The sequence below is a fragment of the Croceivirga lutea genome, from assembly GCF_014235875.1.
Classification (GTDB): domain Bacteria; phylum Bacteroidota; class Bacteroidia; order Flavobacteriales; family Flavobacteriaceae; genus Croceivirga; species Croceivirga lutea.
Genome location: NZ_JACJUK010000002.1, coordinates 95,590 through 108,983 on the forward strand (window position 1 = coordinate 95,590; position 13,394 = coordinate 108,983).

10 protein-coding genes are annotated in these 13,394 nt (G+C 36.1%); 4 read left to right on the forward strand and 6 right to left on the reverse strand.

Annotation, left to right across the window (positions count from 1 at the left end):
- Positions 1 to 2: 2 nt before the first annotated feature.
- Together H5V42_RS04015 and xylA are read left to right on the forward strand one after the other, a co-directional pair.
- Complete coding sequence (locus tag H5V42_RS04015) at positions 3 to 1,490, forward strand: xylulokinase (protein WP_185781844.1); 1,488 nt, start codon at positions 3 to 5, stop codon at positions 1,488 to 1,490.
- Positions 1,491 to 1,496: 6 nt separating this feature from the next.
- The gene (xylA, locus tag H5V42_RS04020) at positions 1,497 to 2,822 is read left to right on the forward strand and encodes a xylose isomerase (protein ID WP_185781845.1); all 1,326 of its coding nucleotides are present in this window, start codon (positions 1,497 to 1,499) and stop codon (positions 2,820 to 2,822) included.
- 45 nt (positions 2,823 to 2,867) lie between these two features.
- Here the strand turns inward: xylA and H5V42_RS04025 are convergent, their stop codons facing one another.
- Genes H5V42_RS04025 through H5V42_RS04040 form a run of 4 tightly spaced genes read right to left on the reverse strand, consistent with a single transcriptional unit; the run spans position 2,868 to position 8,465 of the window.
- Positions 2,868 to 4,169 carry an ATP-dependent 6-phosphofructokinase gene (locus tag H5V42_RS04025; protein ID WP_185781846.1) on the reverse strand — a complete coding sequence of 434 codons (1,302 nt, stop codon included), beginning with the start codon at positions 4,167 to 4,169 and terminating at the stop codon, positions 2,868 to 2,870.
- 9 nt (positions 4,170 to 4,178) lie between these two features.
- Positions 4,179 to 5,798: a phosphoenolpyruvate carboxykinase (ATP) gene (gene pckA / locus H5V42_RS04030; protein ID WP_185781847.1), complete on the reverse strand. Its 1,620-nt coding sequence runs from the start codon at positions 5,796 to 5,798 to the stop codon at positions 4,179 to 4,181.
- Between the two features lie 31 nt (positions 5,799 to 5,829).
- A complete protein-coding gene (locus H5V42_RS04035; protein ID WP_185781848.1) occupies positions 5,830 to 7,668 on the reverse strand; it encodes an SLC13 family permease in 1,839 nt (612 codons plus the stop codon).
- A 5-nt stretch (positions 7,669 to 7,673) separates the two neighbouring features.
- Positions 7,674 to 8,465 carry a universal stress protein gene (locus H5V42_RS04040; protein ID WP_185781849.1) on the reverse strand — a complete coding sequence of 264 codons (792 nt, stop codon included), beginning with the start codon at positions 8,463 to 8,465 and terminating at the stop codon, positions 7,674 to 7,676.
- 227 nt (positions 8,466 to 8,692) lie between these two features.
- Between H5V42_RS04040 and H5V42_RS04045 the strand changes: the two genes are divergently transcribed.
- Together H5V42_RS04045 and H5V42_RS04050 are read left to right on the forward strand one after the other, a co-directional pair.
- Entirely contained in the window at positions 8,693 to 9,364 is a 672-nt protein-coding gene (locus tag H5V42_RS04045) for a DUF2490 domain-containing protein (protein ID WP_185781850.1), read from the forward strand.
- Positions 9,365 to 9,471: 107 nt separating this feature from the next.
- Positions 9,472 to 10,197, forward strand: a complete 726-nt coding sequence (locus tag H5V42_RS04050) for an energy transducer TonB (protein ID WP_185781851.1) — start codon at positions 9,472 to 9,474, stop codon at positions 10,195 to 10,197.
- Positions 10,198 to 10,250: 53 nt separating this feature from the next.
- On the opposite strand, the gene H5V42_RS04055 is transcribed toward H5V42_RS04050, so the two are convergent.
- Complete coding sequence (locus H5V42_RS04055) at positions 10,251 to 11,450, reverse strand: succinylglutamate desuccinylase/aspartoacylase domain-containing protein (protein WP_185781852.1); 1,200 nt, start codon at positions 11,448 to 11,450, stop codon at positions 10,251 to 10,253.
- Positions 11,450 to 13,297, reverse strand: coding sequence for a CBS domain-containing protein (locus tag H5V42_RS04060; RefSeq protein ID WP_185781853.1), 1,848 nt, complete (start codon positions 13,295 to 13,297; stop codon positions 11,450 to 11,452). Before H5V42_RS04060 ends, H5V42_RS04055 begins: the two co-directional genes overlap by 1 nt.
- Positions 13,298 to 13,394 lie beyond the last annotated feature (97 nt).

Sequence of the window (13,394 nt, forward strand, 5' to 3'; positions counted from 1 at the left end):
CCATGAAGTATTTTATTGGATACGATTTAGGAAGTTCTTTTATTAAAGCATCATTAGTTAATGCAGAAACTGGGGCATGTGTTGCGCAAAGCAAGTATCCTGAAGAGGAAATGGAAATGATTACCCATGAAGCTGGTTGGGCAGAACAAGACCCTAATATCTGGTGGAATCATATTTGTACGTTAACACATCAATTATTGGCAACTTCGAAAGTAGACAAAACAGCTATTAATGGCTTGGGCATTTCTTACCAAATGCACGGCTTGGTAATTGTTGATAGTGATGGTAATGCGTTACGACCATCAATTATTTGGTGTGATAGTAGAGCCGTAGCCTACGGTAATAATTTATTTGAGAAAATAGGAGAAGAAAAATGTACTGGGCATTTATTAAATTCTCCCGGCAACTTTACCTTTTCAAAATTACTATGGGTTAAAGAAAATGAACCCGAGATTTTTGCCAAGACCCACAAGCTTTTATTACCTGGTGATTTTATCGCTTTAAAAATGACAGGGCAATTTACAACTACTGCTTCCGGACTTTCAGAAGGTATTATGTGGGATTTTAAAGAAAATCAGCCTGCAACTTGGCTTTTTGAGGCTGAGGATGTTTCTACTGATTTATTACCAAAGGTGGTTGACACTTTTTCATTACAAGGACAATTAACTGCAAAAGCCGCTAAAGAATTAGGATTAAACCAAGGCACTTCTGTACTTTACCGTGCAGGTGACCAACCTAACAATGCCTTATCCTTAGGAATTTTAGAACCAGGCCAGATAGCCGCTACAGGGGGTACTTCTGGGGTAGTGTACGCCGTTACCCAAGCTAACACCACTAAAGAAACGTTACGAGTTAACAATTTTGCGCATGTTAATCATAATGCAGCACAAAATCGTATTGGAAAACTACTCAACATAAATGGAGCGGGTATAGCCTACAGCTGGATACGTAAAAACACTAAAGGCAGCGCTATTGACTACCCCACAATGAATCAGATGGCCAAGGAGGTTTCGGTAGGTGCTCAAGGGCTGGTCTCTATACCTTTTGGAAACGGCGCTGAACGCATGTTAAACAATACCGATACAGGAGCTGCCATTTACAATATCAATTACAACATTCATGGTCAGTCACACATATACCGTTCTTTTTTAGAAGGCATAGCCTTTTCTTTTATCTACGGAATGGAAATTCTTGCTGGAGACGGCGTTGAGTTTTCGCTGATAAGGTCTGGTAACGATAATTTATTTCAAGCTGAAGTTTTTGCACAAACTATTGCCAATGTAATGAATGTAACTATCGAAATAGTAGAAACTACTGGGTCAACCGGCGCTGCAAAAGCAGCAGCATTTGCCGCAGGGGCTTATCCTTCTTTGGCCAAGGCTTTCGAATTTAATTCGGTTATCAATACAATCAAACCAAGTGCACAAACCGAAGCTTTTATAACTACCTACAACAATTGGAAATTAATTTTAGAAACTAAACATAAATAATATAAAATGGCATTAATAGGAAACAAAGAATACTACAAGGGTATTGGAGATATCCAATACGAAGGTCCAGAGTCTGATAATCCGCTAGCTTTTAAATATTACAACCCCAACCAAGTGGTGGCAGGTAAAACTATGAGCGAACACTTTAAATTTGCGGTTGCTTATTGGCACACCTTCTGTGGTCAAGGTGCAGACCCATTTGGCCCTGGAACACAGCAATTTGAATGGGATAAAGCTTCAGATGCCGTACAACGCGCAAAAGATAAGGCAGATGCAGCCTTTGAATTTATCACTAAAATGGGTTTTGATTACTTCTGTTTTCACGATTATGATTTAATTGATGAAGGAAGCACTTTTACAGAATCTGAAGAAAGATTGGCTACCATAGTAGACCATTTAAAAGAAAAACAGGCTGCCTCTGGCGTTAAACTTTTATGGGGTACTTCTAACTGTTTTTCTAATCCTAGATATATGAATGGTGCTGCTACCAACCCTGAATTTAATGTGGTTGCACGTGCTGGTGGTCAGGTAAAATTAGCCTTAGACGCTACCATGGCATTAAATGGCGAAAACTATGTTTTTTGGGGAGGTAGAGAAGGTTACATGTCGCTTTTGAATACGGATATGAAACGGGAACAAGACCATATGGCGCAATTCTTAACCATGGCAAGAGACTATGCCAGAGCACAAGGTTTTAAAGGTACTTTCTTTATTGAGCCAAAACCTATGGAACCAACAAAACATCAATATGATTTTGATGCCGCTACTGCTATTGGTTTTCTTAGGGAATATGGCTTAGAAAAAGACTTTAAAATGAATATTGAAGTAAACCATGCCACCTTAGCTCAACATACTTTTCAGCATGAATTACAAGTGTCTGGGCAAGCGGGAATGTTAGGTAGTATAGACGCTAACCGTGGAGACTACCAAAACGGATGGGACACAGACCAATTTCCAAATAATGTTCTTGAAATTACAGAAGCTATGCTAACCTTTTTACAGGTAGGTGGTTTACAAGGTGGTGGTGTAAATTTTGATGCTAAAATCAGAAGAAATTCTACTGATTTAGATGACGTTTTTCACGCTCACATTGGTGGTGCAGACGTGTTTGCAAGAGGTTTACTTGCCGCAGATAAAATTATTTCTTCTTCTAAATATACCCAGATGCGAAAAGAACGCTATGCCTCTTTCGATAGTGGAAAAGGTAAAGATTTTGAAGACGGTAAATTATCAATGAAAGATTTATATGAACTTGCCAAAGCAAATGGTGAATTACCATTAACTAGTGGCAAACAAGAACTTTACGAGAACCTAATCAACCAATACGTTTAGTTAATTTGGGCCGGGGCAACTTTTTGTCTCGGCTTTTTTTGTTGTTTACATCGTAAATGGTTGCCCAGTACTCTGTAACACAGAAAACCAAAATTCACTTTCTAAATCTATTTTCTTTCTTTTTTGAGTAACCGCTGAAATAGGTAAATACACAAATTTATTATTCACTCTACCTACTACAAACTTAGTTTTACCCGCCATAGCTCCATGTACAGCGTGGTACGCTAAACCACTACAAAACACACTATCTGTTGGGTTAGCTGGTGCGTTTCTAACAATATAACTAGGGTCAATATATTTTATGGTTACCGGTATATCTCCTTTAAAGTGATTTTTAATTTTTTCTTTCAAAAACACCCCAATATCATCGTGTTGAATATTACCTGATGCATCTTTTCGAACTTCGCTTTTGTTAAATAAATGTTGGCCTGCACCTTCTGCAACTACAACAACTGCGTGACGTTTAGCTACTAAGCGTTTTCTTAGATGGTGTAAAAATCCGTTTTCACCCTCCAACTGAAAGTTCATCTCTGGTATCAATACAAAATTCACTACTGGCATAGCAAGGGCGGCTGAAGCAGCTATAAAGCCGCTATCTCTACCCATGACTTTTACAATGGTAACACCATTAAATGCTCCGGTAGCTTCGTTATGAGCATCTCTTAAGACATTACTCGCAATATCAAATGAGGTTTCAAAACCAAAAGACTTATCTATGATATCAATATCGTTATCAATGGTTTTCGGAATTCCTATTACACTAATATTAAGGCCTCTTTTCTGAATTTCTTCGCCTATCGCATTTGCACCTTTAAGCGTGCCATCTCCGCCTATAGCAAACAACATGTTAATTTTATTTGCCACTAATGTATCAACCATTACACCAACATCTTGAGCTCCTCTAGAAGAGCCCAACATAGTGCCTCCAAAATGATGAATATCTTTTACTTTTTCTGGGGTTAGTTCAATTAGCTCATGACCTACTTCAGGATTCAAACCTTCATAACCGTAGGGAATTCCATAGGTTTTTTCAATATTATAAAAGTAATGAAGCCCCATAACCAAACCTCTAATAACATTATTTATACCTGGACATAAACCACCACAGGTTACTACAGCTGCCCGTGTGGTCTTAGAGTCAAAGTATAAATCTTGTCTAGGTCCAGATTTTTCTAAGCACAGTGGTTCTTCATTGTTTGTTAAACAATGTGTATACCCCTGTAGAGAAACATCATAAATAATGCGTTCACTATCCGGTACAAAATTGAAAATATTATCTCCCCTAACAGTACTTAACTGCAGGGGAGATTTGAATTCACAAGGTCCAAGATTTTCTATCTGAAACATGTTTGTGTTTTAAAAGTGGGCTTCCATTTCATGATGCGAATCAATTAGTGGTCCTCCGTTTATAATTTCTTCTGTTGCTTCACTTGCAAACTTATCAAAATTGATGTGGAAAGAGTGTGCTAATTGTATTGCTTTACTAATGTAAGCTCCTTTTTGTAACCACGTGTTCATTGGGTCTAAAATTTCTGTTGGTACACTTGGGCAATATTTTGGCATACTCAAACCAAAAATGGGATGAACATGATACTCAACCTTATCCAATTCGCCTTCCAAAGCGGCAGAAATCATAGCTCTGGTATATTTTAATTTAATACGAGAACCTACACCGTAAGGGCCACCACTCCAACCCGTGTTTATTAACCATACATTTACCCCAGCCTCTGTCATTTTTTTACTTAACATTTCAGCATAAACTGTTGGGTGTAATGGCATAAAAGGTTCTCCAAAACATGCAGAAAAAGATGGTACTGGCTCGTTAATTCCTGCCTCTGTACCTGCTACTTTAGCTGTATACCCAGAAATAAAGTGATAGGCAGCTTGGCCAGGTGTTAATTTAGATATTGGAGGTAGCACCCCAAATGCATCACAGGTTAAAAAGAATATATTCTTTGGATTTTCGGCAAAAGATGGTGTCTTTATATTATCAATATGATCTATAGGATAACTCACACGAGTGTTTTGTGTAATTGAGCTATCAAAGAAATCAACTTCTTTTGTGCCTTCTTTAAATACAATATTTTCGAGCAATGCTCCACGCTTAATTGCTCTATAAATATCGGGTTCTTTTTCCTCGGTTAAATCAATAACTTTTGCATAGCAACCTCCTTCAAAATTAAATATAATGTTGTCGGCGGTCCATCCATGTTCGTCATCTCCAATTAACTTTCGAGCAGGGTCAGCAGAAAGGGTGGTTTTACCTGTACCTGATAATCCAAAGAAAATAGCTGTATCACCTTCTTCACCAACATTTGCCGAACAGTGCATTGGTAATACATTTTTTTCGGTAGGTAAGATTAAATTTAAGGCTGAAAAAATACCTTTTTTCATTTCACCGGTATATGCAGAACCCCCAACCAGTGCAATCTTTTTAGTAAAATTTAAAATAGAAAAATTACCTGCAATAATACCAAACTCACCAGGATTCTGAGCTTCATAACCCGGTGCGCACAGTACTAACCATTCTTCTTCAAAGTTTTCTAACTCCTCTTCTGAAAGTCTTAAAAACATATTTTTGATGAAGTAGTTAGACCAAGGATACTCAGTAATTACACGAACATTCATTTGAAATCTTGGGTCTGCACAAACTGCAGCATCTCTCACAAAAACTTCTTTACCTGATAAATAGTTTACAATCTCGTTTTCTAACTTGTCAAAATTTGCAGGTGAAATGGGCTTGTTAATTCTACCCCACCAAACTTTGTCTTTGGTATATTCATCTTTTACCAAAAAACGGTCTTTTGGTGATCTACCAGTAAATTTACCCGTATTTACGGCCAAGGTTCCGTTTTCTGTTTCTACACCCATGCCTTTTTCAACAGTTAATTGTTGTAAGGTCTCAGCGTCTAAATTCCAATGGGCCTCTACATTTTTTAGGCCATATTTTTCTAAATTCTCCATAGTTTCTACCATGATTCTTTATTTTATTGTTTTAAAGGTTGATTCAAAATTTCCATATCAAAGGCACTAATGCTACCGTTGACAGAAAAAACAAAAACAGTAATGGGCCACCGACCCTTACATAGTCTATAAATGAATACCCGCCAGCGGATAATACCATGGCGTTAGTTGTCGTACCTACGGGAGTTAAAAATGCTGTTGAAGCACTTATGGCTACCGTTATTAAAAATGGCTTGGGAGAAACCCCAAGTGATGTTGCTGCTATTATGGCTATGGGTGCCATTAAAACTGCTGTTGCAGAATTGTTTATTGTTTGGCTAAAAGCAGTAGTTAATAAAAATATACCTGCTAAAAGGGCCGTTGGGTGTATGCTACCCAAAGCATCTACTAATGTTGTAGCTGCCAACTCAGCGACTCCTGTTTTTTGTAATGCCAACCCCATAGGAATCATACCTGCTATCATAACTACACTTGTCCAGCTAATGCCTTTGTAGGCTTTTGTGATGGGCACACAACCGGTAAGCATCATTATACCTGCACAAATAAGCGCCGCAATTGCACCTGGTAATAATTTGAGTACCAAAAGCACAATCATTAAAACCAATGTTCCCAACGCTATGTAACTTCTGGCGTTTAGTGTTGCTACATTTTTAGATAATGACTCTGGACTACCAGATATTACTATGTTCTCATACATAGACTTTAGCGCCTCTATATTTTCCCATTTACCACGAATTACAAAAGCATCTCCAGCGTTTATTTTAATTCGCCCAGTTAAGGGTCTATTGTTTCTAGAAGCACCGACCAACTGAACATTAAACATTTCTAGGTAGTTACCTAAGTTGATGGTTCTGCCTACAAAAACTGATTTTGGTGTTATCAGCATTTCAGCCATACCCACTTCTTGATTGATTAATTCTTCTTTAAGCGAATCTTTTTCTTTTGGTGTAGATACTACCCCTAAACTATACTGTACAGCAAGGTTGTCTACAGCCTCGGGTTCGCCTTTTACCGTAATAATATCATGGTAACGCAAATCTGTATCTGGGTCTGGTAGCTCAACATACAATGGTGTTTTTTGTTGTAACGGACTTGGGTGACGCCTTTTTAAGCGCATTACTGCAACCTGATGATTTTTTTCAAAACCCCAATCGGCAATCTTTGTATTAATTAATGGCGACATAGAGCGAATTCGAAGCCTGTATAAATTTTCTCCAACGCTAAACCCTTCAATCCATTTATGCATTTCTTGGTCAATATCAGCTGGCTTATTTCCCGTTTTTTTATTAGGAAGCAACCGATATCCCAAATACCGGAAATACAATATACTTATCACTAAAAGAGGAACTCCTATAAGTGAAAATTCAAAGAACGAAAAGCCTTCAAAATTGTTCTCTACTAATGCATTACTTGCAATAATATTTGGTGGTGTACCGGTTAAGGTTAATAATCCACCAGTGTTTGAACCAAAGGCTACTGGCATTAGCAATTTAGATGGCAGTGTACCTGCATTCCAAGCAGCGGTAACGGTAACGGGTAAAAGTGCTGCGACAGTTCCTGTATTGCTCACAAAACCAGATAGTAAACTTGCTCCTAGTGTTACAATAACTAATAGTTTAGGAACACTTTTACCTGCCCATTGTACAAAGCGCTGACCAGCAAGAGCTGTCCATCCGGTTCTTGAGAGTCCTTCGCCTATGATAAACAAAGCAGCAATCATTATTACAGTTGCATTACTAAAACCACTTAAGGTTTCTGTCATTGTTAAAACTCCTGTCAAATAGAGGGCTATCAATGATAATAGTGCCACTACATCTGGCGGAAACTTACCCCAGATAAACAATACAATGGTAATTATTAGAATTACTAAAACTTCAACCATATTGACTAGTCTAGTGTTAACACAGGCACTTTTGAGTGCAGCGTTAAAAGTTTGGTAAGTCTACCTTGAGAAGCTTTAGTTTTCTGAGAATGATTTCTTGGTATAATGGCCAATAAATCAATCCCTTTTTCTTCTATATAATCATATATTCCTTGTTCTATATCTTGGTTTTTCTCAAAAGAGTGCTCTGCATAAAAATGCTCTAAATAATATTCCAAAGACTCTTCATTAGTTTCTACCTCAACTTGCTCTTCATAAATAGACTCTGAATAGATAGTAAGCACGTGGACTTGAGCATTAAATGTTCTTGCTATATCTAATAGAAAATCTAAAACTTTAGGCTCTTCTATTTCTTCTTTACCTAACACTAATGCTATTTCTTTAGGTTGTTTGCCCTCTAAACCAAATGGAACAGAAATTACAGGACAATCTGCTTCTAAAACTAAATTAGATGTGTTGGTCACATGCTCATCTAGGCTTTTATCACCCATTGTACCCATAATTATTAGGTTAGCTTGTGTAGTCTGCTGAAGATTTAAAACGGTTTGTAGCATTGGCCCTTCCACCATTCTAAACGCTGGTTGAATTTTTAGTTTAACATTAAACTTTGCTACCGTATTTCTAAAGTTTACTTCTGCTTCTTTAACATCAATATCTGTAAAAGATGTATTACAAGCGTAAACCGCAATAATTTCAATTGCATTTTGATAACCTGCAAAACTTAACCCATATTCTAATGCAGTTACTGAAGCCTCTGAAAAATCGAACGGAATTAATACTTTTTTAATAGTGCTCATACCTTAAAATTTTTGATTGAATTAGTAATCAGTTCAAAAGTAGTAGTAGTCCTATTTTAAAAACATGACAATCATCAGGTTTGAAAAATTTCACTTTAAGTTGATGTTAAATCTTACATACATGATATTAATCATGTTAATCGCTACTTTTTTTTGAAAACCTTGCACACGTCTTTTGATACTATGTTATGGTAACACTACTACCTCTTAATTTCAAAAAGATGTTGATGGCTGTTTTAATTGGCTTTATTTCAACCCAAAACTTTGCACAACAAACTTTAGAAAACAACTTAGGCACTTGGTATGTCTTATCTGGCAACGCACAATTAAATGAAAAATGGAGTCTACCCTTTTGCGGAATTCTTAGAGAGTACAACCTAGCAAGTGCTACCGAATTTGGTTTTGTACAGGCTGGGGTAGGGTATCAAATTACCCCTACTACAAAACTATCTGTTGGCATAGCGTATTTAGATAAAAACCCTTTTGAAAGTAGTTTTGATGAAGGTGATACTAATCAGTTTTGGCTTTATCATGAGCTTAAGTACAAAAGCTCTAAAAATTTTTCTCACCGCTTACGTGTTGAAAATCGATGGTTTGTAAATACAGATGAAACCTATTTAAAATCTAGAATTCGATATCGGCTACAATACACCTATGCCTTAACTAATAGTAGTTATTTAAAAGTTTTTGAAGAACCCTTTTTAGGTTTACATGAAGCTCATATTAATCAAAATCGGTTTTATTTGGGGTATGGGCGCAAATTAAATCAACAAATGAAACTCGAGTTAGGGTACTTAAAACTACATGTGGGCAAAAACAATTTTGACCGTATTAGAATGACACTATTAATCAATACTAAATTATTTTCTCCAAAAAATCATCTATTCGCAAATAGATGATATTATCAAAATCGCAATTTATTACCTACAAAATTTAAAAGTTGATAAATATCATGTTTTAAATATCTATGTAATTATACATTTATCATAAGAAAATGTTTAAAGTCATGGAACTAAAGAAAAACCCGCAAGCAGATTTAAACAGAAATAGTAGTCTTTATTTTGTTATTGGATTAACTATTGTCTTGTTTTCAACTTGGCGTCTTTTGGAACATAAGACGTACGAGCAAGTAAAAGAATATGAAACCACTTTAAATGTAGTGGATGATATGACAGAAGAAGTACCTATTACCCAAAACTTTAATACTCCGCCACCCCCACCTCCACCCTCTGCCCCTAGTGTAATTGAGATTGTTGAGAATATGGAGGAGGTTGAAGAAACCGTAATTGAAAGTACAGAAAGTAGTCAAAACACCGCTGTTGAAGAAGTTATTGTAAGTACCGATGAAGTTGAGATTGAAGAAGTTGAAGAAGATATTGTAGTACCCTTTGCAGTAATTGAACATGTACCCGTATTTCCAGGCTGTGAACAGTTAGCTTCTGAGGCTGAAAAAAAGGCTTGTTTTAATGAAAAAATGCAACTACATATCCAAGAAAACTTTAAATATCCTGCTACCGCCCTAGAATTGGGTATTACTGGTAGAGTTTTTGTTCAGTTTCAAATTGATAATAAAGGGTATGTAAAAGGAATTCGTACTCGTGGCCCTGATAAACTTTTAGAAACTGAAGCTGAACGTATTATAGCTTTATTACCCAAAATGAAACCTGGTGTACAACGCGGTACTAGCGTAAAAGTAAACTACAGCATTCCTATTAGTTTTCTTATGCAGTAGTTGGGTTTATACTTTAGTTAAAGCCCTGAGTTATTAAGTTAGCTCAGGGTTTTTTATGTAAACCAAGGTGCGTTTTTATACATGGCTAATTTAGAATTGTATTCACGACTCTTAAGTATAAGGTGATGTTCTCCTTGACTTCTTGCTCTATAACCTAAAAGATGAAAAATAGGTTTAGCCAAAAATCTTGCTACCCTTTTATTAACTCTAAGTATATGTATATCATTACTATCTCTAGTAACCCCAGGTAGAATAGTAAGCACACTATCTAACCTAAAACGTCTCACGTATTTTGATACCGTAAGAAAAAGCATAGGTATAGGCCTGATAAGATAATAAGCCTCATTACCGCTTTTCTGATACAAAGGCATAAATATCTGTGTATTATGTGTAGAAATCACAGCTCCATTATGGTCATGTGCAAAAATTTCTCCCTTTGTTAAATCTTGAAAATTTGTATACCCAGGTTGCATTTGGAAGGACTCGTTAGAAGATACAAGACGTTGAAAATAGATTTCAAAGAATTTTTTTTGATAATTTCCCGCCTTTAAAATACTTTGCTTTACGCTTTCAAAAATGCTAGAATGAACATTGTAAAAGCCTGTTAATATTAAGGTATACCAAATAAAATTTTTGGCATTTTCAACAGCCTCTTCACTAGTATGTTGACCAGATTCAAAACCTATAGAAACATAACCTAATTCATTTAAATAACTTAAGAGCGCCCCATTTAAATATTCTTCAATACCCAATATCACCGGCAACGGATAATTTTTAGTAAACTTTCGATTTAAAAGGCTATCATTAATAATTAAAAAAGGAATTGTATCACTAGAGGTGGTATGCAAATCGATAAAATAAAAAGGTGGTTCACAACTGTCTAAAATTTGCAATAACATAGCGTACAGTTCTTGCATCTCTTTTTCCTCAGCGTTTAAAGTGCCCAGTTTTGTTTTAATATCTAAACTTTCTAAACGCTGGTCTGCCCAAATTCTATTTAAATCTTCTTGTTGAAAGCGAATGTTTTTAGAAAGCGCATTTAAATTTCCTGATAAGGCAATGAGCTCTCCTTTAAAGTCGTTTGCATGTTCTTTTATGCTTAGAAACACCTTTTTAAGTGCAGAAACTCCGGCTGGTTCATTACCGTGAATACCTCCAAAAAAGATTAGGGTTGGCCCATTATACTTTCCTTTATAATGACCAATTACCCGCTGTTTTACAGCTAAAGATGTAAACATTGAATTGTTGGCCATTAATCTAAATCTTTGGTACTTAAGATGCCTATAACCAACCCATCTTTACATACGGGAAGGCAGCCAATTTCATGAGAAGAAAACAGCTTTTCTGCTTCTGCAATTGAAGCTTCTGCATCAATGGTAATAGGATTTTTTAGCATTACCTCAGAAACCTTATAATCGACTGTGTCTACCATCAAATCTTTTTCTTGTAAATAATTTGTTGTTAAAAGACCAACTAAATCTCCTTTGACATTTTCAATTGGCATGTGATTAATTGCATTCCATTTCATTATCGCTTTTGCCATACTCAAATAATCGTGTTCTTGTAGTTTAAATAAACGAGTAGACATTATATCTTTAACTATTACCTCATTCTTTTCTGTTTCTTCAATTTTTACATCTTCCCATTGATGTACTGGCAAACCTGTTTTTTGTTTTTCTACAATAGCTTTTGTTAACGCTTTTAATGCCGCTCTTGTTTTAAAAGTTGACCTTAGCTTTCTATAGTTTTGAATTTGCCACTGGTCACCGGTTCTGCCCTTTACTCTTTGCTCAATAATTTCTAAAAAATGCTCTCTTTCTGCATCATCAACACCAAACTTTTGTAACCCTAAATGTGCAATCGGCAACAATTTGTGAAGTACTAATTTTTTAGCAGAATATTCTTGACCGTCCCATAGAAACAATGTTTCCTTACCTGTTCTAGCGGCTTTAATAAAATTGGTTTTAGCCACTTTAAAGTCCATCTGCTCTGGCATGTTATCATATTTCTTTGGTCTGCCAACCATCAAGCCTACCCAAAAAGCAAAGTTTGCTATTTGGTCAACTACAGTTGGCCCTGAGGGAATATATCTATTTTCTATTCGTAAATGTGGTTTACCACCGCCTACACCATAGCAAGGTCTATTCCAACGGTAAACCGTACCATTATGCAATTGTAGCGCTGGTAATTTGGGTATTTTATCTTCTGCAATGAGCTTTGTAGAGTACTCCTCTATTTCTTTTATCAGTAGCACATTATGCGTACTAATACTTTTTTTATACATATTGGCTACACAGCCTGTTTCCCATTCATCTCCAAAGCCTACTCTTGGCGCTTGGTCTACTAAAGCATTGGACGTTTTACGGGTATCTAAACTTTGTTGAAATAAAGCTATTCTGGTTTCTTTCCATAATTCTCTACCCATTAGCAAGGGTGAATTACAGCAAACTGCAAGAACAGGTCCTGCAATGGCTTGGGCCCAGTTATAACTCGAAATAAAGTCGTGTGATGGTATTTGCAAATGCAATTGAAAACTGGTATTACAAGCTTCAAACATTACAGAATCGTGTTTTAAAAACAATTCATCAGCACCTCTTATTTTTAAATCAAAATTAGAACCCTTGGTATGTGTAAGAATTTCATTTAGTGCTATATATCTGGCAATAGGGGTCAAATAGCTTAAATCCACTTCTTTTTTACCAATAGTGGGTAAAATTCCTGCTAATAATATATCTGCACCTAATTTGTTGGCTTTTTGCCTAACACTATCTAAAAACGTGTTTAGTTGATGGTTAACTTCACTAAAACAATTGGTATGTAATTTTAAAGGCTCTAAATTGAGTTCTATATTATAAGTTGCTAACTCGGTAGTAAACTGTTTATCGTTTAACGCCTCTAAGAGTTTCAAATTTATGGGTGCGGGCTGATAATCTTTATCAATTAAGCATATTTCTTGCTCTGCCCCAATTCGAACAATATCATCTTCAAACCTATTTGCTTTTAGCAATTGTTCTAAAGCGGTAATATCATCAATAAGGTGCTCAATAAACTTCATGCGCACCTGCTCATTGGTTTGAATTTCAACGATTTTTTCACCCATACCTTTATTACTATACAGCCAAATCTAGAAACATACTCCAGAATAAACTATGACAATTGTCAGAATTACAACCTTTTACGATTGAACTGATAATTGT